Annotated in this window: 16 protein-coding genes; 3 read left to right on the forward strand and 13 right to left on the reverse strand. The window is 56.5% G+C overall.

From position 1 onward, the window contains the following. Window position 1: 1 nt before the first annotated feature. From CNE01S_RS02910 to bcsO, 5 genes are read right to left on the reverse strand one after another with little or no spacing between them, the layout of a single operon-like run. The gene (locus tag CNE01S_RS02910; protein WP_061273290.1) at window positions 2–3,826 is read right to left on the reverse strand and encodes a cellulose biosynthesis protein BcsC; all 3,825 of its coding nucleotides are present in this window, start codon (window positions 3,824–3,826) and stop codon (window positions 2–4) included. After that, entirely contained in the window at window positions 3,816–6,155 is a 2,340-nt protein-coding gene (gene bcsB / locus CNE01S_RS02915; protein WP_061273292.1) for a cellulose biosynthesis cyclic di-GMP-binding regulatory protein BcsB, read from the reverse strand. Before bcsB ends, CNE01S_RS02910 begins: the two co-directional genes overlap by 11 nt. Then, window positions 6,152–8,272, reverse strand: coding sequence for a UDP-forming cellulose synthase catalytic subunit (bcsA, locus tag CNE01S_RS02920; RefSeq protein WP_061273293.1), 2,121 nt, complete (start codon window positions 8,270–8,272; stop codon window positions 6,152–6,154). The genes bcsB and bcsA overlap by 4 nt, the downstream gene beginning before the upstream one ends. Window positions 8,273–8,288: 16 nt before the next feature. After that, on the reverse strand, window positions 8,289–9,092 hold the full coding sequence (bcsQ, locus tag CNE01S_RS02925) for a cellulose biosynthesis protein BcsQ (RefSeq protein ID WP_061273295.1): 804 nt from the start codon (window positions 9,090–9,092) through the stop codon (window positions 8,289–8,291). Next, window positions 9,083–9,661, reverse strand: coding sequence for a cellulose biosynthesis protein BcsO (gene bcsO / locus CNE01S_RS02930; protein WP_061273297.1), 579 nt, complete (start codon window positions 9,659–9,661; stop codon window positions 9,083–9,085). Before bcsO ends, bcsQ begins: the two co-directional genes overlap by 10 nt. A 350-nt stretch (window positions 9,662–10,011) precedes the next feature. Between bcsO and vapB the strand changes: the two genes are divergently transcribed. Both vapB and vapC read left to right on the forward strand, forming a co-directional pair. After that, window positions 10,012–10,242: a type II toxin-antitoxin system VapB family antitoxin gene (gene vapB / locus CNE01S_RS02935; protein ID WP_061273299.1), complete on the forward strand. Its 231-nt coding sequence runs from the start codon at window positions 10,012–10,014 to the stop codon at window positions 10,240–10,242. After that, on the forward strand, window positions 10,242–10,646 hold the full coding sequence (gene vapC / locus CNE01S_RS02940) for a type II toxin-antitoxin system tRNA(fMet)-specific endonuclease VapC (protein ID WP_061273301.1): 405 nt from the start codon (window positions 10,242–10,244) through the stop codon (window positions 10,644–10,646). Before vapB ends, vapC begins: the two co-directional genes overlap by 1 nt. 82 nt (window positions 10,647–10,728) lie before the next feature. Here vapC and CNE01S_RS02945 read toward each other — a convergent pair whose 3' ends face one another. After that, window positions 10,729–11,259: a hypothetical protein gene (locus tag CNE01S_RS02945; protein ID WP_061273303.1), complete on the reverse strand. Its 531-nt coding sequence runs from the start codon at window positions 11,257–11,259 to the stop codon at window positions 10,729–10,731. 138 nt (window positions 11,260–11,397) lie between these two features. Between CNE01S_RS02945 and CNE01S_RS02950 the strand changes: the two genes are divergently transcribed. Next, window positions 11,398–11,589 carry a toxin-antitoxin system HicB family antitoxin gene (locus CNE01S_RS02950; protein WP_061273305.1) on the forward strand — a complete coding sequence of 64 codons (192 nt, stop codon included), beginning with the start codon at window positions 11,398–11,400 and terminating at the stop codon, window positions 11,587–11,589. Between the two features lie 84 nt (window positions 11,590–11,673). Here the strand turns inward: CNE01S_RS02950 and dppF are convergent, their stop codons facing one another. The 7 genes from dppF to CNE01S_RS02985 all read right to left on the reverse strand — a co-directional run bounded on the left by dppF (window position 11,674) and on the right by CNE01S_RS02985 (window position 21,569). After that, window positions 11,674–12,681 (reverse strand): dipeptide ABC transporter ATP-binding subunit DppF, encoded by a 1,008-nt coding sequence (gene dppF, locus CNE01S_RS02955; protein ID WP_061273307.1) that lies wholly within the window; start codon window positions 12,679–12,681, stop codon window positions 11,674–11,676. Further along, the gene (dppD, locus tag CNE01S_RS02960) at window positions 12,678–13,661 is read right to left on the reverse strand and encodes a dipeptide ABC transporter ATP-binding protein (protein WP_039298855.1); all 984 of its coding nucleotides are present in this window, start codon (window positions 13,659–13,661) and stop codon (window positions 12,678–12,680) included. The genes dppF and dppD overlap by 4 nt, the downstream gene beginning before the upstream one ends. Before the next feature lie 10 nt (window positions 13,662–13,671). Then, the gene (dppC, locus tag CNE01S_RS02965) at window positions 13,672–14,574 is read right to left on the reverse strand and encodes a dipeptide ABC transporter permease DppC (protein ID WP_061273309.1); all 903 of its coding nucleotides are present in this window, start codon (window positions 14,572–14,574) and stop codon (window positions 13,672–13,674) included. A gap of 9 nt (window positions 14,575–14,583) precedes the next feature. After that, the gene (dppB, locus tag CNE01S_RS02970; protein WP_061273312.1) at window positions 14,584–15,603 is read right to left on the reverse strand and encodes a dipeptide ABC transporter permease DppB; all 1,020 of its coding nucleotides are present in this window, start codon (window positions 15,601–15,603) and stop codon (window positions 14,584–14,586) included. A gap of 173 nt (window positions 15,604–15,776) precedes the next feature. Further along, window positions 15,777–17,384 carry a dipeptide ABC transporter periplasmic-binding protein DppA gene (gene dppA / locus CNE01S_RS02975; RefSeq protein WP_061273314.1) on the reverse strand — a complete coding sequence of 536 codons (1,608 nt, stop codon included), beginning with the start codon at window positions 17,382–17,384 and terminating at the stop codon, window positions 15,777–15,779. 637 nt (window positions 17,385–18,021) lie between these two features. Further along, a complete protein-coding gene (eptB, locus tag CNE01S_RS02980; RefSeq protein WP_061273316.1) occupies window positions 18,022–19,704 on the reverse strand; it encodes a kdo(2)-lipid A phosphoethanolamine 7''-transferase in 1,683 nt (560 codons plus the stop codon). A 188-nt stretch (window positions 19,705–19,892) separates the two neighbouring features. Continuing rightward, complete coding sequence (locus CNE01S_RS02985) at window positions 19,893–21,569, reverse strand: LTA synthase family protein (protein WP_061273318.1); 1,677 nt, start codon at window positions 21,567–21,569, stop codon at window positions 19,893–19,895. Between the last annotated feature and the right edge of the window lie 59 nt (window positions 21,570–21,628).

The raw sequence follows: 21,628 nt of genomic DNA on the forward strand, positions 1-21,628 counted from the left end.
ATTAGTGATCCCCAAGCAGGTAGCGCAGGTAAAGCTGAGCGGTACTTTCGTTATAGTTGCCAAAGGTGTCATAGCCCACGCGACCCCCGATGGTCATGTCTTTATTGACGTTATAGTCGGCGGAGGCGCGCAGCGTATAGCCCAGTCCGTTCTGGCTGCCGCCCTGGTAGAAGGCTTCCTTCGCCATTCCACGCGCCACATAGTCTTCCAGTGCGCCCTGCAGTTCCGGATCGTTCGGGAAGTATGCGCTTTGGTCCTGGCTGTAAGACTGGTAGCCAACGGAGGCGCCGACGGACATCTTCCAATTGTCGTATTTCTGGGTGTAATCCACCGGGAACGACACGCTGATGTAGTTTTGCGGGCTAAAGTAGCCGCCCTGCCCGTAGCTGAAATAGCTCAGGTTTTTCGAGAAGTCCATGTAGCTCATGCTGACCCCGGCTTTCAGCTCGCGGTCATCAAAGTGGTAAGGACGCAGGTAAACGCCCGCCGAGCCGGAGACGCTTTGGTTGCTCGGGACGTTGCTGCCGATGTAGTTGTACAGCCCCATTCCCGCATAGAAACCGGCGTCGCCATTATCATAGCTGAGCAACGCATTGCCGCCGTTTTTGGTCACCTGGCCCCATTTCTCGCCGCTGTATTTATCCTTCACCCCGACGTAGGAGAGAAGGCTGTCGACCACCGCGCGCCGTTCCCCGGTCAGGATAAGCTTCAGGTAATCGGTGAGCTGCGGAGACCACTGCACGCCGCCGACCAGCGTGTTCAAGTCCTGGCCCAGCGGCGTGGAGCCCACATCAAGCTTATATTGGTTCCCCGTCAGCGCCATCCCCACTTCTACGCCGGAAGCACTTTGCGAGCCCTGCGAGGGCACGGTCGGCAAAATAGTTGGCGGCGTGGAAGAAAGGCTTTCTGCCACCAGCCCCTGAATCAACGCGCCGGTGCCGAAGCGGGTGCTTGCCTCATCCGACGAATTGCCCGCGTTAAGCGTCACTGGCGTAATGTTAATGTCGAACCGGGAGTCGCCAAACGGCACGGTGGACCACTGCAGCGGAGCCCTGGCCTCGGTCATTTTACTGAGGCCGCTTTCCCCATCCCGGCTGCGGACCGAGACAGACCCCAGCGCCCAGGTGGCGGTTTTATCGGTGAGCTGCTCCATCATGCTGTTCACCTGGCGCAACATACCCGCATTGGCGTTTTCTACCGGCAGATCCTGGCGCGCGATGCCTGGGGGGGACGCTTCCGGGCTGCGTGTTTGCTGTGTGACCTGCCACGGCATAGCCGTCTGGCCGTAGACGTTGGTGCTCGCGCCGTGGCCGGGGCTGGTCGTCATGAACGGGTTATCCGCCAGCGCCAGCCCGCCGATGGTTGGCGTGACGCCGCTGTCGCTGCCCTCAATGCCGGTCAGTTTGCCGCGCGCGGTGCGCAGGTAGCTCATGGCCTGCTGGTGGTTGCCTTCAGCTTCGGCCACGCGAGCCAGCAGGATCAGGCGATCTGGCGTGTCATGGGCGCGCAGCCCGGCGGCAAGCTGCTTCGCTTTGTCGACATCGTTGCCAGCCAGCGCGACGTCGATTGCCCCGGAGCGTGCGTCCTGATTAGGCGTGTCGCGGGTCATCAGATAGTCGTAAACCACGCCCGCTTCTTTGTTCATTTTGCCGGACTGGTAAAGCCTCGCCATGGCAAACATCAGATCCGTATTTTGTGGGTCGCTCTGCATGGCGCGAATCAGTTTGTCGTAAGCCGCGGCGTAATTGCCCTGAGTACGAAGCTGGTCCACCTCGTTGATCACGTAGCCGTTACGAATGCTGGCGAGCTGCGCCGACGTGCTGTGCGCTTGCAGTTCCGGGTTGGCGAGAAACGCCTGCGCTTCGCCGTTCAGCCCTGCCTGATTGAGCACCGAAATCTGATCGGCATAATCCCCGGCGTTACCCTGCACGCCACGGCGCATGTTGCTTCGCACCACGGCAACGGCGCCGTTGATATCTCCGCTTTGGGCCAGCATGCGGGCGAGCTTACCTGCGTCGTCCGGGTTCTGTGGCGGGGTAACCGCGAGCGCTTTTAGCGTGTTCGCGGCGGCCACGTTATCGCCCTGAGCCAGATAGCGCCCGGCAACGCCTATTTGCAGGTTGTAGTTTACGCGCTGGCCCAGCTCGCGTATGTCGCTGTTCCGCGAGCCTGCCGGAATGCGGGACAGCAGGCTTTGTGCCTGCGGCCACGCGTTGTTTTCACTGGCAAACAGCGCCGCAGCATAGATTTCGCTGCTGGTGGCGCCTGGCCGAAAAGCAGGCTGCATCAGGTCTGCCGCTTCAGCTGTATTGCCCTGTTTTTGCAGCAGCCTGGCTAAATCAAGGCGCAGCCAGGGGTCAGAAGGCATGCGCCCCATGCCCTGCCGCAGGATAGCAATTGCCTGAGGAATATTGCCGCTGGCCGCCGCCTGCTGAGCCTGACGACGAATCGGATCTGCCGGGTTTCCGCCGCCGCTGCGAGGCTGGAGTCTGGCCTGAAGTTCTGCGGGCAGGGTTTGTAGAATCGACTGTGCCTCGGCTGCTTTGTTGGCATCGCGTAGGACGTAATAGAGATTCTCGCGAGCCGGGCCATTATTAGGTTGCTCTGCCAGCAGGTTGCGCAGCGTCTGCTCCGCCTGCGGGTAATCTTTGTTGTGGCGTAAAACATCGGCGCGGAAGAGTTTAGCCGCCGTTCCGTGTTCGCCGCTTTGGTCAGCCAATGGCGCGCTGAGCGCCAGCGCCTGGCTTACGTTGCCCTGTTTATACGCGGCCTGCGCGGCTGCCAACTGGCCGTAAAACGCGGCGTCATCCGCCTGCTGTTTACGCTCGGCGGACTGGTCGCCGCCCATATTGGCCGCCCGGTTGAGGTACTGCGCCGCCGCCGCATAGTCGCCACGTTTCTGGGCGATGTAGCCCATGCCCGCCAGCGCGTCGGCATCCTGCGGGTTCGTTTGCAGCACCTGCTCGAACTGGCTGCGCGCCGCGTCGGTATTGCCGCTGTTCAGCTCGTTAAAGCCCGCCCCTTTGGCCACGCCGCCGATGGCATCGCGATAATGGTTCTGTATGTCTTTGTCGTCCGGGTGCCGCTGGAGCCAGGTTTGGTAGAACTGCTCATCCCCGGCGGTCGGCCCCAGCCACAGCAGCGCCTGACGAAGCGCTTTATCCGCATCCGGGCTGCCGCTTGCCATCTCCTGCAGCATGCCGATGCCTTCCCGGCGCGTTGACTCCTGGAAGGTCAAAATTTTACCGAGCGCGATGCGGGCACCGTTGTCCTGTGGGTTCTGGGCGATAAACTGCCTGAGACCGTTAACGGCCTGCGGATACAGGGACTTATCCCCCGCCATGGTGAGATAGTATTCTGGCGCAAGCCCGGAGGGAGGCTGGTCGCCGGTAAACATAGTTCGCCAGGTCGAGAGCGCGGCGCTGACGTTGCCGCTGCGCGCCTGCTGGCGAGCGAGAGCCAGCTGTCCCCGAGGGATTTGCTGCACCTGTTTAGCGTTATCGAGCGCCTGTAAATTAGGATCCTGCGGCGAGACGGCTACAAGGCGAGCCCGCCACTCGGCGGCGGTTTTCAGGTCGCCCGCCTGCTGCGCCCAGAGCGACATCAGGTAAAACGCCTGGGTATTATTGGCATCGACCATCAGCACTTTTTTTAGCGCTTCTCTGGCCAGCTCGTCGTGAGATTTGTCGTGCCAGTAGTTAGCCTGATCAAACAGCGCCTTGAGCGCGGGGTTGTTATCCGCAGCCTGAGCGCTCGCCGCCGCAAGCGTGAGCGCGCCGGACAGGCAGAGCGTTGACCAGCGGCCGGTGTTTTTTTTATTTTTCATTATCATCACCCTTTTGCTCATCCGTTTTTGCCTGCGGATTAAGGCGAGCTTTCGCCCTGCGCTTCAGCAGAGGATAGAGGCTGAAGCCGACGAGCGCGGCAAACAGCAGGCCCAGAATAGCCAGCAGCGCGGAATGCTGGTTGGCGTACCAGACGACCATCATGTACCACGGCATTTGCCCACTAGGGAACTGTGGCCCGACCCGGAAGCTGCGAACGCTGTTTTCGTCCGTAATAATGGCCGCGTCGCCGCGCACGCTGGCGTTAATCTTCGCGGAAGCCAGGTCACCGTGCAGGCGAGCCAGCTGGCTATCGTTGCTGCCAATCGCCAGCACGACCACGCGGGAAGCATTCCAGCGGGAGCGGAAGCTCACAAACCCTCGCCATGCTTCGTTCGAGGAAAAATAGCGGTCAGCGTCAACGCCGGAAGCGTTCCAGTCGCCCGCCAGTAGCCGCTGGGCTTTTTCCCACGTCGTCGGTTCTCGCACGCCGAAGCTGCGATCGTTGCTGACGAAAGGAGAGTCGACAAGCAGCATGCGGTTAAATGCACTTTGCTCCACGGTGGAAACCGCCAGCACGTCGCTTTGCGATAAATGCAGCAGGTTGGCGCCCGCGGTCGGCAGGCCGAACATCACGCGGTTATTGTTCAGTGCGGTGCCGGTGGCGTTCCCCGAGCGAGCCGAGAGGTCGAGAAGCGTCGCTATTTCCGTTTCACTCGGGCGCTCAGGCAGCAGCAGCACGGTCTGTGAATAGTCGGCCAGGCGGCTGAACGGGAACGAGGCCCCGACAAAATAAGAGAGGTTCGGCAGCAGCGTGAAGTGGCGGGTTTTGCTCAAATCAATCCACGAGTCTTCATCAATGCGGCTCTTAATATTGTTGTTCAGCAGCACGCTGCAGGGCGCGTCTTCTTTCGGCACGATTTTAAAATAGAGCGCCAGCTGGTTATCGCCGTAGATCAGATACGGCTCGAGCGGCATGTCGTAGTTTTCCTGCCGCGCATCGCCGCCAATCTTGTGCCAAAGCCTTTCCAGCGCGCCCTGTTTGTTCACCGGCAGGTTGTGCAGGAAGGTGCCGTTAAGCGTCATCGACAGCAGAGAACGCTGCTCGTCGATCCAGCTTTCTGACGGGAAGCGGTAGCCAATTTTTAGCGGAATAGCTTCGCCGTCCCATAAGAACAGATCCGGCGCGGCGCGGAACGCCACGTTTAGCGCGTCGTGCCAGATGCCCGGCGAAGTCAGGCTCTGATCTTTACGCAGCAGTTCGCTCAGGCGCACCGGGCGGTCCGTGCGGATCCAGCGAGGCGCATCGTAAGGGGCGCTGACCGGAATGGTTTGAGGCCCGACGGGCAGGCTGGCGGTTTGCGGCGCGAACTGGCCGCGAGTCAGACGCCAGGCGGCCATGCGCAGCTGGGATTCATTGTTGCCGACGATCAGCAGCAGTTTGTATACCGGGTTGCCGGGGTTATCAATCACCTGCAGCAGCGGCCCGTTGCTTGCCGGGAGCGTAACACCGCCAATGGCCTCACCCGGTTTCCCGATAAGGATGCCGTTTTTCTCCGGCAGGCGGTCATTTAACGCTTCAAAGGAGATGCCGCGATAGTCCGCCGCAATACCCAGCCAGGATGCCACCAGCGCGGCGGCGCTGACCTGCTCAGGCTGCGTTTTCGCCGGGAAAGCGAAGCTGAGCGTGGTGGGCGTCATCTGCATCGCATCGAAGAACGGGCGCGGGAAGTGGCTGAGATCCGAGCCGATGTTCAACTGCTGCCCTTCGAGGTCGAGCCGGGTGCCGGGCATGATGGTGACCTGGTTGCTGTCGGTCAAATCGCGCTGGCACAGCAGGGCGTCGGCGTCGTTTATTTTGAGGTTAATGTTGTTGCTGGAAACCACCAGCGCCGCCGGAATATCCAGCTGATAGCTGGTGACGTTGCTGTCAGCGGCACCTAGCGGCACGCTGCCCAGGGGCTGGCCGTTCATCATTAGCTGCATCGTGGTGTTGCGTGCGGCCATCGCCGGAGACACTTTCAGGTTCAGCGTCAGTTGGGCGTTGGTGATCACCTGGTTAGTGGGGATCGTAAAGTCGATGCCGGTCTGCAGCTGTCCGCCGTTCAGGACGATGCCGTTTGGCTGCCCCATCTGGGCAACCGTGATGCTGCTGACGGTACCGGGGTTGACGGCAGGCGGAGCCACTGACGGCGCTTCCTCTGTTACCGGCGGCGGCAGGTTAATCGGCAGCAGGTTGTCTACTGTGGCAAGGTCATCCGCGATTGCCGGGCCGGTTAGCGCGCTCAGCGCCAACAGGATGCTGGCCGCCGTTCTGGTCATCCTTTTCATATGGCGTTGTCCTCCCCGGAACCGTTCACCCGACGTGCTTCTTCACTACGGGCGCGGCGTGCGGCCCGCTTGTCTTTCCAGGTCAGCCAGAACAGTTCGAAGACGCAGCGAATGATTGTGAGCAGCGAGCGGAACGGATTGTCCTGCGGTTTTGGCGGCTGGATCCAGGCATCGGCGCGGGCCAGTACGACCCTGACCAGCTCGCGGCGACGGGCGAGGGGGATTTCGTCGAACATCAGGCGAATAGTGGACTCGTCGGCGGAAATCATCTTAACCGGGATACTGATGGCCCCGGAGTGCAGCTGAAGCTCAATTTCTTCGATTTCGTCGCTCAGGTGGCGGTCGTCCGGCACTTTAATGCGGCAGCCGCCCATCGACAGGTCAAGCGTATGGCTGCGTGAAGAGATGCCGCTGGCGTAATGAATAACGACCGGCACATCGACTTCAATACGGATAGTTTTGCGCGTTTGACGCGTTTCCCGTGCAACGGCAATGGCGGCCAGCAGGAAAATCAGGCTATACAGGCCCCAGCCGACGTTGAGGGCGATAACTTTTGGGTCGACGCCAAAATAGTCATGGGCACAGGCGCGGACGATCCCGGCAATAACCGCCACGCCGAGCAGCACGGCGATAACCACGTGCGGGCGAACGACGCGGAAGTCAAAGTAGCCGACGTCCAGCAGGTCGCCTTTGTCGGTAACGTTAAATTTGCCGCGCTTGGGGAACAGCATGGTGATCGCCGTCGGCAACACCAGGTGGAAAGCCATCACCAGGTCGTAGATTTCCCCCCAGAAGCTGTAGCGATAGCGGCCATTGAGCCGCGAGTTCAGCCAGATGGCGAGGAACAGGTGCGGCAGCGCGTAGGCAAACAGCATGCTGGCGGAAGAGTGGATGATGTTCAGGTTGAACAGCAGATAAGCCAGCGGCGCGGTAAGAAACGCCACGCGTGGCAGGGCAAACTGGTAGTAAAGCATCGCGCTCAGGTAGCACAGGCGCTGCTGCCAGGTGAGTCCGCGCCCCAGCAGCGGGTTATCGGTCCGGAAGATTTGCGTCATACCGCGTGCCCAGCGGGTTCGCTGAATAACGTGCAGCACCAGGCGCTCGGTGGCAAGTCCAGCGGCCAGCGGAATGTCGAGAAACGCGGATTTCCAGCCACGACGCTGCATTTTCAGCGCCGTATGGGCATCTTCGGTGACCGTTTCTACCGCAAATCCACCAATTTCTTCCAGCGCGCTGCGGCGAATAACCGCGCATGAGCCGCAGAAGAAGGTGGCGTTCCAGAAGTCGTTCCCGCGCTGAATCGGGCCATAGAACAGCGCACCTTCGTTCGGAATGTCGCGGCCTACCGACAGGTTACGTTCAAACGGATCGGGCGAATAAAAGTAGTGCGGGGTCTGAATCAGCGCCAGCTTAGGGTCCTGCAAAAATGCACCTACCGTGGCCTGCAGGAAAATACGCGTGGCGACGTGGTCGCAGTCAAAGACGGTGATCAGCTCGCCGCTGGTGAGCTTCATGGCGTGGTTGAGGTTGCCCGCTTTGGCGTGTGCGTTGTCGTTGCGGGTAATATAACCGACACCCACGTTGGCGGCGAAAACGGCAAACTCGCTGCGCTTGCCGTCATCCAGCAGGTAAATTTTCATTTTATCCTGCGGATAATCAATGCATTGAGCAGCCAGCACCGTGTCACGCACAACGTCCAGACTTTCGTTATAGGTAGGAATATAAACGTCAACGGTCGGCCAGAGCGTGGTGTCGTCCGGCAGCGGAACGATTTCGCGCTTTAACGGGAATAAAGTCTGGAGGTGGCTGAGCAGCAGCAGGATCCAGATATACAGCTCCGCCAGATAAAGTCCGATGCCGAGAATAGCTTCAATATCGGAATTAAAATGCAGCGTCTGGGTGGTGCGAAACCAGATATAGCGCGTCGACATCAGCCCCGACACGATAACCATCACAATGGAAACGCTGCGTTTTTTGCTCAGGCCCAAAAGCAGCAAAATCCCGATGCTGATTAAGCCAAAAATATACTGCTTCTGGCTGTCCATAGGCGTAATGATCACCAGCACCGCTACCGGCGCCAGGACCAGCAGCAGTAAATAAAACAAAGCCTTTTTCATAGGACTTCCTGAGATGTCAGAAGTTTGATGTTTTCAAGCCGGTATGAACAGCCCCGTCACCCACGTGAATACCCAGCAGGCCCGCCACGCGTTTACTGATTAATTCAATGTCGAACGCGGCGGCGGACGCAGGGCTAAAATCGAAAATGGACTGCTGTGAGGCATTGGCTTCCGCCACGCTTTCGTCCCGGTTAATTACCCCGAGCAGGCTGTCGCCAAGCCGTTGCTGCATAAAGGCGGTTACGTCACGGCTGATATGGCGGCGGCTGTCGCTCTGATTAATTAGGAAATAGTGCCCCAGCCGGTGATTAAGCGGCTCGCCGGTCAGGCGCTGATTCTCAATTTGCGGCAGCAGAGACAGCGAGGCGGTATCCGCCAGCAGCGTTATCAGGTGTAGATCCGCAAGCCGCGATACGGCTTTCAGCGCCGGGTTGGGGCCTGGAGGGAAATCGGCAATGATAACAAGGCCGGGATAGTTCAGCAGCGTGCTGAGGCCACGGGTCAGAAAGTGGCTGTCGTTTGCCAGGCGCTGCTCGAAGTCGAGACGCTGCGCTTCGGTGGCATCGCCATAAGGCAGCACAAAGATATTGCCGCCTGCGGTCAGGACGGACTGGCTCCAGTCGGAGGACTCGCCGGCTTTCGCCACGTAGCCTCTGCCATCCGACAGCGGCACGCCGAAATGCAGGCGGAGCGCGTTCTGAACGTCAAAATCAATGGCCAGCACCTTGCTGCCAGCACGGGCCAGCGCCCAGGCCAGGTTCGCGGTGACGGTGGTTTTTCCCACGCCGCCCTTTGGCGAGCAAACACAAACTAATGGCATGAGGCAATCATCTCCAGCAGAGGTTGTAGCGGTAAATCTTTACCGGCATGCGGCGCGGCGGGAGCGGCTTTGGCGGCGAATAGTTTATTAAAGGGAACCGCTTCCGCCTGCTGGCGTGGCGGTGGAGATGGAGGTGGAACGGGGGCCGGCGCCCGTGGCTGAGCGGCTGGCGCTGGAGATAGTTGTTCAAACAGCGTTGGGGCCGCCGGTTGTGGCCTGACAGCCGGTTCAGGCGCCGCCGCGGGTTCAACCGGCGTTGATGCTACAGAGGAGGCCACGCTTGCCATAATGGTGCTTTGCCCGGCAGCGGCCGGCGCTACGGCTGGCGCGGGAGCAGGCTTAGCATGACGAATATCGAACTCATCGGCTTTGACAGATTGCGGCGCGGGAACGGAAACGCTGTCCGCATGGGAAAGCGCATTATCATCGTCCGGGTTTTGGTTTAATTGTTTAATAATCGCCCAGCGGCCGCTGTCCGCTGTCTGAGTTTGCGCCGACATATCCTTAAAATTGATTGCGCCTGTGCGTGTCTTATCCTTGAAACGCTGCAAATCATCATAATGTTTCATAGGTATGCTCATGATTTACAATATTTTTATGAATTTATGCAAAGCTACAGCAGCTTGTTTCACGGTGTGTTACGCATAAACGAGCGTAAATCTCTATCTGTTCACTTTTGGCCGAGTGTTTTAATGAAAGAGTAACGCTTCAGCCACCAGTGATTGGCGACGCCATTGATGAGAATCTTAAGTCAAAATATCAGTAAGTGATGAGTTTTCTGTCTTCTTTTAATGAAAATTCTTATCGGAAAGAGAATGCGTTAACAGGGAGGTGCAATGGTATTGTATATCCCGTTGACATATCCCTCTTTGAGGGTATTCTGGTGTGACTAATAATTGAACGTTTCAGGAGGCCTGCGATGGAAAAAACTACCGTATTTAAAAGTAACCGTAGCCAGGCCGTTCGCCTGCCTAAAGCGGTTGCGTTACCGGAAGATGTGAAACATGTCGATATTGTCGCTATCGGCAGAACACGGGTGATCACACCGGCGGGTGAAGGCTGGGATAGCTGGTTCAATGGCGACAGCGTGACGGCTGATTTTATGGCAGATAGAGAGCAACCGGGCGAACAACTCAGGGAAGAATTTTGATGCTTAAATATATGCTGGATACCAATATTTGCATCTTTACCATAAAGAATAAGCCGCAGGTCGTCCGCGAAGCCTTTAATCGATATTACGGACAAATGTGCATCAGCTCGGTCACGTTGATGGAGCTGATTTATGGTGCTGAAAAGTCACTTTATCCAGAAAAGAATCTGGCCGTTATTGAAGGATTTGCGGCCCGCCTGGAAGTTCTTCCGTACGGTACTGATGCGGCAATACACACCGGGCAGGCTCGGGCTGAACTGGCAAAAAAAGGGACGTCGATTGGGCCTTATGACAGCATGATAGCCGGGCATGCACGCTCTCTTGGCTTAGTTGTCGTGACCAATAATCTTCGGGAATTTGAGCGTGTACCGGGGCTAAGGCTGGAAGACTGGACGGTGCAGTAACGTCGTCTGTATGAACTAAAAAACCGACGTTCTCACGCCGGTTTCGCGGTAAACAGGAGTGCAGGTTGTGCGTAAGTGAAAATCAGCGCCAGCCTGGCAGTACCTCACTATTTATCCTTGCCAACCCATCGATTGTTCTGACAAAACGCGGTGTTTTTAAATCTTCAGCCAGCAGGTGAATGAGCTCAAACAGCAAACCGGTAATCTGCCGCTGAGTTTCCATTGAGCTTTGCCTGGTCAGCAAAACGACAGTTAATGCCCTGCAATATTCACGTATCGACTCTGAGTCATCGCAAATCGGGTGGGTATTGTTCTCGAAATTATTATCTTCAACCGTGAGCTGCTGAATAAGGTGCTTCGGTAAAGGCGCTTCCAGCGCACTTTTCAGCACTTCCAGCCCCGCCAGCAGGCGGCCACAAAGCGCCATGCAATCGGTAGCATCTTTGCTCTCAACCAGCTCATCAACATAGGCCTGACAAGTCTCCAGCACCTCGAACAGATCGTGGGAAGCGCCGAGCGGGGCTTTTATTAACCTCACTATTGCGGATTCGGTAACTGGTTGAAAGACCAGATTTTCGGCATTAGCGGTTGTGGTACTATCGGCGTTAGCCATAGCGTTACTCCTAATCAGTTAACGTTTGTGGTTAGACGCCCCGGCAGTGTTACAGCACTTCGGGGCGTTGTTCGTTATAGCGCGGCTATGTTAATGTGCCCCCCTATACAGAACAAAACTTACGCAATATGGGGCCCCATGCCAATCGTTAGTCGAGACAAAAAACCGAAAGGTGGTGGCAAGTCACCTCATTTTAAAATGCGTATCGATCCCGCTTTACGTGAGCAACTCGATGTGGAAGCAACGGAACAGGGAATGAGCCTGGCTAATTGGCTAAAGAATCTGGCGCGTGAGGCTTTGAAGGCAAAAGGGATTGAGCCGAAGGGTTGATAGAAAAAAAATACCAACACCATGAACGGTTAGATATTTAGAGTATTGAAGGCCCTTTTCGCAAAGGGCCATCTTTTATAAAAATTAACGCAGTTCCCCGTTCACATCCTGGTCCACAGCGAAACAGGCGACCAGCTGACCGTTGCCGTAGTCTTTCAGCTGCGGCTGAAGCTGGGTGCATGGCCCAAAGCGACGGCTGCAGCGGGCGTTAAAGGCGCAGCCCGGCGGTGGGTTCAGCGGGCTTGGCAGCTCGCCGGTCAGCTTGATGCGTTCGCGGCGTTCGTCCGGGTTCAGCCGTGGCGTAGCGGACAGCAGCGCCTGGGTGTACGGGTGCAGCGGATTAGAGAATATCTGCTTTTTGCTGCCTTTCTCCACGCAGCGGCCCAGGTACATCACCATCACTTCATCGGCGATGTGCTCCACTACCGACAGGTCATGGGAGATGAACACGTAGGACAGCCCCAGATCCTGCTGCAGGTCCATCATCAGGTTCAGCACCTGCGCACGCACCGACACGTCGAGCGCAGAGACCGGTTCATCGGCAATCACCACGTCCGGGTCAAGCATCAGGCCGCGAGCGATAGCGATACGCTGGCGCTGGCCGCCGGAGAACATGTGCGGATAGCGGTCGTAGTGCTCGGTTTTCAGACCCACTTTCGCCATCATTTCCAGCGCTTTTTCGCGGCGCTCGGCTTTGCTCAGGCTGGTGTTGATTTGCAGCGGCTCTTCCAGGATCTGCCCCACTTTTTTACGCGGGTTCAGCGAGCCATACGGGTTCTGGAAGACGATCTGGATTTTCTGCCGGCGCAGTTTTTCCGCTGAAACGTCCGGGACCAGCAGATCCTGGCCCTGGTAGTACAGCTCCCCGCCGGTCGGGACTTCGATCATGGTCAGCAGGCGGCCAAGGGTGGATTTCCCACAGCCGGATTCGCCGACGACCGCCAGCGTTTTGCCGCGCTCGAGGGTGAAGCTCACGCCGTCCAGCGCTTTCACCAGGCGTTCAGGGGCGAAAAAGCCCTTCTTCACCGGGTAGTGTTTTTTCAGGTCGATGGCCTGCAACAGCGGTTGCGCGGTGGCCTGTGGGGTACTCATAGGGTTGGCCTCCCGGCATCATCGAGTGGGTAGTGGCATTTGGACTGACGTCCATCTGCCAGCAGGGTTAATTCCGGCTCTTCGCTGCGGCATTTGTCGGTCGCATACGGGCAGCGCGGGTTCAGCAGGCAGCCGTTCGGGCGGTCGTATTTGCCCGGTACCACGCCCGGCAGCGAAGCCAGGCGCGCTTTATCCTGCGCAAATTCCGGCAGCGCGCGGAGCAGAGCCTGGGTGTACGGGTGGCGAGGCGCGCGGAAGATATCGTGGGACGAGCCCGCTTCCACAACCTGGCCCGCGTACATCACGATGATTTTATGGGCGGCTTCGGCAACCAGCGCGAGGTCATGGGTGATCAGGATCAGCGCCATGTTCTCTTTTTGCTGCAGCTCCAGCAGCAGCTCGATGATCTGCGCCTGAATGGTCACGTCGAGCGCGGTGGTTGGCTCATCGGCGATCAGCAGCTTAGGCCGACAGGCAATCGCCATGGCGATCATCACGCGCTGGCTCATCCCGCCGGAAAGCTGGTGCGGGTAAACGTCGAGACGTGAAGCCGGGTCAGGAATACCTACCTGGGTCAGCAGGTCGATAGCGCGCTGGCGGCGGGTTTTCTTGTTGCCGCCCTGATGCACCTTAATGGCTTCCATAATCTGGAAACCGACGGTGTAGCACGGGTTCAGGCTGGTCATCGGGTCCTGGAAGATCATCGCCACTTCGGCGCCCACCAGGTTGCGGCGCTCTTTCTCAGAAATGCGCTTCAGATCCCTGCCGTTGAATTCCAGTTTTTCCGGCATTACGCGGCCTGGGAAGTCGATAAGCCCCATAATCGCCAGCGAGCTGACGGATTTACCGGAGCCGGACTCGCCCACGATGCCGACAACTTGCCCCTGATCCACGCTATAGCTGATGCGGTCCACGGCACGGAACGGTGCGTCTTCGTCGCCGAAATGCACCGATAATTTATCTACATTTAATAACGCCATCTCGAACCTCTTACTGCTTCAGTTTGGGATCGAGCGCGTCACGCAGACCGTCACCCATCAGGTTAAATGCCAGCACCGTCAGCAGGATTGCCAGACCAGGGAAGGTCACAACCCACCAGGCACTCTGCGCGAACTGCAACACGTCGGCGAGCATGGTGCCCCACTCCGGTGTTGGCGGCTGCGCACCCATGCCGAGGAAGCCAAGGGCGGCCATATCGAGAATGGCGTTCGAGAAGCCGAGCGACGCCTGAACAATCAGCGGCGCAAGGGTATTCGGGAAGATATTCACAAACATCTGGCGAACCGGGCCAGCACCCGCCACGCGGGAAGCGGTGACGTAGTCGCGGTTAACTTCCACCAGCACCGCGGCGCGGGTTAAACGCACATAGTGCGGCAGCGCAACGAAGGTCAGCGCCAGCGCGGCGTTACCGATAGACGGCCCGAAGATAGCCACCAGCACCAGCGCCAGCAGCAGGCTTGGCAGCGCCAGCATGATATCGACCACGCGCATGATGATGTTGTCGACCACGCCGCCAAAGTAACCGGCGACCAGGCCCAGCACGATGCCCATTACCAGCGACAGGACGACCACCAGGCAGCCGACCAGCAGCGAAAGGCGTGCGCCGTACATCAGGCGAGAAAGCACATCGCGGCCTACGTCATCCGTGCCGAGGATGTAGCTCCAGCTGCCGCCTTCCTGCCAGACCGGCGGGTGCAGCAGCGCGTCGCGGAACTGCTCCGCTGGCGCGTGAGGCGCGATGAAGTTAGCGAACACGGCGATGAAGATCATTACGGCGACGTACACCAGGCCGATCACCGCCCCTTTATTACGTTTGAAGTAGTGCCAGAACTCCTGGAAAGGCGTCATCGGCTTGGGTGCTGCCACCACTTTGTTTTCAGTCAGTTGCGTCATGATGGCCCCTTATTTCTTATGGCGTATACGCGGGTTCACCACGCCGTACAGCAGGTCTACTAGCAGGTTGACGAGGATAATCATCGTCGCCACCAGCAGCACGCCGCCCTGGACTACCGGGTAGTCACGACGCTGCAGGGCGTCGATGAGCCAGCGGCCAAGGCCCGGCCAGGAGAAGATGGTTTCCGTCAGGATGGCGCCTGCCAGCAGAGTACCGACCTGCAGGCCGATAACCGTGACGACCGGCAGCATCGCGTTGCGCAGGGCGTGAACCACGATAACGCGCATGCGGGTCAGGCCCTTGGCGCGAGCGGTACGGATGTAGTCTTCGCCCAGCACTTCCAGCATCGAAGAGCGGGTCATACGCACGATAACCGCCAGCGGGATAGTGCCTAGCACGACGGCAGGCAAAATCATGTGGGCAACGGCGTCAATAAAATCACCCGGCTGGCCCCAGATAGCGGTATCTATCAGCGCAAACCCGGTGAGCGGCAGGGAGTCATCAAGGAACACGGTGTCGCTGACGCGCCCGGAAACCGGGGTCAGGTTCCAGTGTACCGAGACCAGCATGATGAGCATCATGCCCCACCAGAAAATTGGCATGGAATAGCCGGTCAGCGCGAGGCCAACGGCGGTGTGGTCGAAGATTGAACCACGCTTCACGGCGGCAAGTACGCCTACCGGAATACCGACGGCAACGGCGAAAATCATCGCGCAGATGCCGAGTTCCAGCGTCGCTTTAAAGCGCGGCACGAACTCGTCCCAGACCGGGAGGCGGCTCTTTAATGAAATACCCAGATCGCCATGCATTACGCCCCAAATGTAATGGAGGTATTGCTGCCACATTGGCTTGTCGAGACCCAGCTCGGCCAGCAGTTGGGCATGGCGCTCAGGAGAAATACCGCGCTCTCCGGCCATGATCATTACCGGGTCTCCGGGGATCATATGCACGAAAGCGAAGGTGAGTAGGGTAATACCTATAAACGTGGGGATGACTAACCCCAGTCGTCGGAGGATGAACTGCAGCATATCCCGGATTCTCTGTAGTGACGGAAAGCCTGGTAACTGTCCCGTCTGTATTGCTCACAAATAATGAATATAAATTCCCTCTCCCCTGAGGGGAGAGGGTTAGGGTGTGGGGGGAAATTAAAACACCCTCACCCCGGCCCTCTCCCTCAAGGGAGAGGGGGGATCTCTACTTATTATTCGACGGACACGTTTTCGAAGTGGTGTTTGCCCAGTGGATCAACCACGTAGCCTTTAACTTCTTTACGTACTGGCTCGAACACGGTGGAGTGAGCGATGATCAGCGCTGGTGCCTGATCGTGCATCACAACCTGAGCCTGTTTGTACAGTTCAACACGTTTGTTATGGTCGTCGGTGGCGCGAGCCGGCTGAATCAGATCTTCAAACGGCTTGTAGCACCAGCGAGAGTAGTTGGAACCGTCTTTCGCCGCGGCGCAGCTGAACAGGGTCGCGAAGAAGTTATCCGGATCCCCATTGTCGCCGGTCCAGCCCATCATCACGGCCTGGTGTTCACCCGCTTTAGCACGCTTCAGGTACTCGCCCCACTCGTAGGTCACGATTTTGGCGGTCACGCCGACTTTCGCCCAGTCAGCCTGAATCATCTCTGCCATGCGGCGAGCGTTCGGGTTGTATGGACGCTGTACCGGCATAGCCCACAGGTCAACGGTGAAGCCTTTATCCTGGCCCGCTTCTTTCAGTAGCGCTTTCGCTTTTTCAGGATCGTAGGTGTAGTCCTTCACGTCATCGTTGTAGCCCCACATGGTTGGTGGGATCAGGTTTTTAGCCGCGGTGCCCGCGCCCTGATAAACGGCTTTGATGATCGCTTCTTTGTTCACCGCGTAGGTCAGCGCCTGACGCACTTTCACGTCATCAAACGGTTTCTTCTCGGTGTTGAAGGAGAGGTAACCCACGTTCAGGCCAGCCTGTTCCATCAGATTGATGTTCTTGTCTTCTTTCATGCGGGCGATGTCGGCCGGGTTCGGGAACGGCATCACCTGACATTCGTTTTTCTGCAGCTTGGCGTAACGTACGGAAGCGTCTGGGGTGATGGAGAAGACCAGGCGATCGATCTTCGGCTTGGTGCCCCAGTAGCCTTCGAAGGCTTTATACAGAATACGGGAGTCTTTCTGGTACTGCAGCAGTTGGAATGGACCGGTACCGATTGGGTTCAGGTCGGTTTTTTCCGGGGTGCCGGCTTTCATCATGTTGTCGGCATATTCTTTAGAAAGAATAGAGGCGAAGTCCATGGCCATGTCCGCGAGGAACGGCGCTTCTGGACGAGCCAGCACGAACTGCACGGTGTTGTCGTCGACTTTCTTGATGTCGGTGATCAGGTCAGGCAGGCCCATACCTTCGAAGTATTCGTAGCTGCCGCCAGAGACTTTGTGATACGGGTTATCTTTGTTTTTCTGACGGTCAAAGGAGAATACAACGTCGTCGGCGTTAAAATCACGAGTCGGTTTGAAGTCTTTATTATCCTGCCACTTCACGCCCTTACGCAGGTGGAAGGTGTAGGTTTTGCCGTCCGGGCTAACGTCCCATTTCTCAGCCAGACCTGGGATGATTTCGGTGGTGCCGGTTTTGAATTCTACCAGACGGTTATAAATCGGTACGGAGCTGGCATCGTAAGTTGTGCCGGAAGTGAACAGCTGTGGGTTAAAGCCCTCTGGGGAACCTTCTGAACAGTAAACCAGGGTTTTGGCTTGTACGCTTGCTGCAACGGTCATGGCAACCAGGCTCAGACCAAATTTCAGCATCCCTGACTTCTTCAAGGAAATACTCATTATTCTGCTCCAATTATGTGTCGTGTTGTGTTTTGTAACCGTCTGACCATTGTTATTTGTGGGTGGTCGGTACGGTGTGCCCGGAGGCGATGGTGAGGCTAGCAGTTCCTTTCGCGAGTCATGCATGGAGGTAGCACAGACGGTCCGTAAATAGCCCCTCTCGTCCTACAATCTGTCAACAGATTAAGGAAACGTCAATACAGGTCACGGGGATTTACAAGCAAGGTGAGATTCGGTGGGCAAAGATTAAAAAAACCTTCCGGGGACATTTCCAGCAGGGAAATTTATGCTACAGGCTTGTTACCAGAATATTGCACTGCTTAATTTGCAACCTATAGCGAGAACCGATTGTCCGGAATAGGTAAAATTTTGTGTTAAATGATGAATTGTTGCACGATTTATTTTGTGATCTGCATCGCTCACAGCGGAAAATGCTGTCCCTCATCATAAGCGGCCGCGCAAAAAACCACGCTTTTCCATAACCAAATACGATGAATTAATGTGGCCTGGCAGAAGCAAAAATGGCAGATCATGATGCGAATAAACGGCGGGGCTAAAAAGAGAAAAACACCCCGCGATACGGAGTGTTTTATTTCAAGTCGGGCATTCTATGCCAATGTTGGATGCGGTCAGAATATTAATTCATGTCTTTATCCGGCACGTGGCACCAGTTGTTATTCTGATTAATTCCACCGTTGGGCGAGGTGTAGCCCAGGCAGCCAAGGATGGTGTCAAACAGCTCAACGTGGCGATGCGGCACCTTCATTTTTGCCTGCTCTTGCATATGCTTAAAGGCGTCGGCAGCCGTTGGATTTTCCAGGTACTTATCCGATGCCCAAACCAGCAGTGGGACGCGGAATTGTTCCGGCGGTGCCATTTTTCTCGGTGTGCCGTGCAGGTGCATGGAATCGCTGATGGATTCACCGTGGTCAGCGGCATAGAAGACAATCGCCTTCTTATCGCGAAGCTGGTCGAACACGCTGTCTATCATCGTATCGACATAAAGCACCGAATTATCAAAGGCGTTAATCAGCATCTCCTTTGAACAGCCTTTGCCAATATCGATGCATTCTGGTGTCCATTTCGCAAAGCTGCGCGGGTAGCGCTGGGCGTAGGAGAAGTGGGAGCCTTTGGTATGCAGAATTATCAGATGTTTGCCGTCAGGATTCTGCTCGAGAGATTGCTTCATCTCGTCAATCAGCAGCATGTCGTCCACGGTTTTACCGCGGTTGCGGGGTTCAGCGGCGATTTGTTCGCGGAAGGCCAGGGTATCCGGCATGGCGTTTTTGTAGAACCAAATTTCGCTCTGCATAGCGTAAAGGTCGGAACTAAACCCCAGCTGTTTTAATACCGCGAAGATGTTTTGTTCCTTCAGCGTACGCTGAGGGTTATCTTCTGCCCCGCCTTCGCGGACGAACATACAGCGCAGCGAGAGTTTGGTGGCGGTGTCGCAAGACTCCCCGCGGAAGGCGACCAGGTTTTTCTCTTTGGCGAGGTTTGGCGTGGTGTCACGGTCATAGCCAAATATTCCCATATGATCCCAGCGCGTGGTTTCGCCAATAATAAACACCACATAAGTATCATTCATGCCTGGAGGCGTAACGTAGGTGAACTTTTTCGTGGGGTTCATCAGCGCGCCGTTGCCGGTGGATTCGTCGGCGTTCGCCCAGGCAAAAAGCCCCAGGGAAGAGACCCAGTTGACCGGCACATAAGAGCTGGCTACCACGCCGCCGTAACTTGCCATATCCGTCGTCGACCCCTGCTCATCGTCGGACTGCATTTCCCCCAGCATTCGCAGCGGCGCCCAAACCAGCAGCCCCGCACAGAGAAGGATGGCGATGTTTTTGATGCGTTGACCCGGGGTTTTCAACTGCTGAAGCAACGTGTCTTGCGATCTGTTTACCCAGATAAGGAAAAGCGGGATAGCGCTGACCAGAACCATCCAGATCGCAAAGTGGTAGCCTACAACTTCTTTAGAGAGGTCGATATCCGTAGTCATCACCGAGGCAATGATGCCGTAGCCGATGACCACGTTGAAGAAGGTCATATAGTAGCTGGCGGCCACGGAACACAGCACCACGAAGGAGGCCAGCACTCGCCAGAGATGACGGCCAAAAATCGACAGCAGGCGTAACAGGAAAAATGTTACCAGCAGGCAGGCAAAAAACTCGGCAGCTGCGGCCATGCCTTTCCAGGCGATGAAGACCTGGGCGCGGCTATCAAAACGTTGGTAGAAAACAGAGATATTCAAAAACCAGCCGATGTATACCCCCAGCAAAAGACACAGTTTTTGCTGAGAGAGTGTTTTTATGTAATTCATTCAGGCATCCAGGCGATATAAAAAAATGAGCGCTATTCAGACCGTAGAGTAGCCAGCTAGTTCTGAATAGCGTGTGAAACGAAGAGGATTCCTGGCGATGCATCAAAATTCGAAGGGCATGGCCGTTTTTTAACAAAAAAGACCCCGTATTAGGGCGGGGTCTTTTTTTGATCTGCTAGCAAAGAGGATCAGGGCTTCGATGCCGCTTGCAGTTCATCGTAGACATAATGCCGGTAACTATTAAACAGCGTTGTGTCCGGGCAATCATTCAGTCTGCCCTGGCATAAATGGCGCATATCGATATTGGCCTGATAGAACGGTGACACTTTTAGCTGAGCCTGTTCGAGTAACATTCCACCAAGGAAGGCGATATCGGTGATGGAGCCGAGGTCCGCCACCGGTGGCGCGTTATAATTGTCACGCAGGCTAAATTGCGTGAGGAGGGACGGTTTTTTCTGCGCAGTGGCGTAGCCGTTTTCCCAGCCTATGCCGGGCTGGTGATCGCCAAAGTACATAAACATGGTTGGCCGTTGGCGCCGATCAACGAACTGGAAGAAGTCGGCCAGCGCAGTTTCGGAGTTTTTAATCTTCTCGACATAATGGCTAAATTTACCGGCTGAATCTTCATTTTTCACGACTGAAGCCAGCTGGTAATCATCAGAATGCCCTGCGTCATAGGGGCCGTGCTCGTACATCGTTAACGCATAAACAAACACGGGCTTATCGGTATGGCCGGCAAGGATCTTTTTCACATAGCCCAGGACGTCACCGGTCGTGATGTGCCAAAGGTTGTCCGACAAATCACCTGGGTAGCCCAACTCCTGCGGCTGAATGATTTTATCCACGCCCATCATGGTATAGGCGTGACCGGCGTTATAGGCCGATTTGTTGAATGGCGTCAGCACAACGGTGTAGTAGCCGTTATTTTTCATCTGCTTAAACAGGCTGTCATTGACGTGATCGATAGCTGAATAAAAGACGGAGCTTTTCAGCGCCCCAAAATCATCGCTACGCATTCCAGTTAAGACCGCGAATTCAGACAGCCAGGTGCCTCCGCCGAAGGTTTGCACGCGCATCGGTGTGTGGGCTTTTACCTTGCTGTCCTGCTCAAACATAGAAAAATGTGGCAGTAATTTAGGGTCAGGCACCTTATACAGGCGCGGATCCACCGTCGATTCCTGCAGCAGCAGAACGATATCAGGTTTCACGCTTGCTGATGCGGCGGTTTTGTTATTCAGCGCCGCCGCGCGAGAAGCAAATTCCAGCGACGTTGCCTGTGGGAACGTTGGTGCGTCGTACTGGGTCTGAATGCCGGATAACGCCAGGTTCGACAGTACGCCGGTACCGCCAGGCAGCATAGTGACCCAGTTGCGCTGATTCTTCAGTACGCTGTGGCTAAGCAGTGACGCCGAACCCAGCATCACGCCGAGGGCTATCAGCGGGGCGAGCATCCCTCTGCGGCGCGGCGCTGTGCGCCAACTGATGATAATCGTCAGGATAAGCAGGGTTATCATCGCCGCAACCGCGATCCCGGCAGAGGGATAATGCAGCAGCGTGCTCGCATTGGACGGATCGGCCATCAAGTAAAAATCGCTAAACAGCAGCTGGTCTTTGTAATAGTGGACCTTAAGCTGGTTACAAAATTGCAGCAGAATCACCAGCAGGCTGCTGGTACCCACGGCAAAAATGACTCTGGCGGAGAGTAAATAAAGCAATCCGCATGCAAAAATGAAGACACTAGCAGCGATAACAACGGGGTAGATATCACGCGGCGAGTTACCCGCAATGATGATCAGGGCTGCAATAAATAGCAATGAGACATAAATGTATGTCCAGAGCGATTTCCGGCTGGTTTTTTGTACCATGATGCTCGTTTTCTCTGTGGAACTGTTCTGGATAGCGAATGCTGTCTTAGGAAAGACAT

This window comes from Cedecea neteri NBRC 105707 = ATCC 33855 (assembly GCF_001571265.1).
Lineage (GTDB): Bacteria > Pseudomonadota > Gammaproteobacteria > Enterobacterales > Enterobacteriaceae > Cedecea > Cedecea neteri.

Bases quoted from the DNA above. Each gene is read 5' to 3' on its own strand.
- bcsO (WP_061273297.1), bottom strand. From the start codon at position 9,661: ATGAAACATTATGATGATTTGCAGCGTTTCAAGGATAAGACACGCACA.
- dppD (WP_039298855.1), bottom strand. From the start codon at position 13,661: ATGGCGTTATTAAATGTAGATAAATTATCGGTGCATTTCGGCGACGAA.
- bcsB (WP_061273292.1), bottom strand. From the start codon at position 6,155: ATGAAAAGGATGACCAGAACGGCGGCCAGCATCCTGTTGGCGCTGAGC.
- dppC (WP_061273309.1), bottom strand. From the start codon at position 14,574: ATGACGCAACTGACTGAAAACAAAGTGGTGGCAGCACCCAAGCCGATG.
- CNE01S_RS02945 (WP_061273303.1), bottom strand. From the start codon at position 11,259: ATGGCTAACGCCGATAGTACCACAACCGCTAATGCCGAAAATCTGGTC.
- bcsQ (WP_061273295.1), bottom strand. From the start codon at position 9,092: ATGCCATTAGTTTGTGTTTGCTCGCCAAAGGGCGGCGTGGGAAAAACC.
- dppF (WP_061273307.1), bottom strand. From the start codon at position 12,681: ATGAGTACCCCACAGGCCACCGCGCAACCGCTGTTGCAGGCCATCGAC.
- dppA (WP_061273314.1), bottom strand. From the start codon at position 17,384: ATGAGTATTTCCTTGAAGAAGTCAGGGATGCTGAAATTTGGTCTGAGC.
- dppB (WP_061273312.1), bottom strand. From the start codon at position 15,603: ATGCTGCAGTTCATCCTCCGACGACTGGGGTTAGTCATCCCCACGTTT.
- CNE01S_RS02950 (WP_061273305.1), top strand. From the start codon at position 11,398: ATGCCAATCGTTAGTCGAGACAAAAAACCGAAAGGTGGTGGCAAGTCA.
- vapB (WP_061273299.1), top strand. From the start codon at position 10,012: ATGGAAAAAACTACCGTATTTAAAAGTAACCGTAGCCAGGCCGTTCGC.
- CNE01S_RS02910 (WP_061273290.1), bottom strand. From the start codon at position 3,826: ATGAAAAATAAAAAAAACACCGGCCGCTGGTCAACGCTCTGCCTGTCC.
- eptB (WP_061273316.1), bottom strand. From the start codon at position 19,704: ATGAATTACATAAAAACACTCTCTCAGCAAAAACTGTGTCTTTTGCTG.
- CNE01S_RS02985 (WP_061273318.1), bottom strand. From the start codon at position 21,569: ATGGTACAAAAAACCAGCCGGAAATCGCTCTGGACATACATTTATGTC.
- vapC (WP_061273301.1), top strand. From the start codon at position 10,242: ATGCTTAAATATATGCTGGATACCAATATTTGCATCTTTACCATAAAG.
- bcsA (WP_061273293.1), bottom strand. From the start codon at position 8,272: ATGAAAAAGGCTTTGTTTTATTTACTGCTGCTGGTCCTGGCGCCGGTA.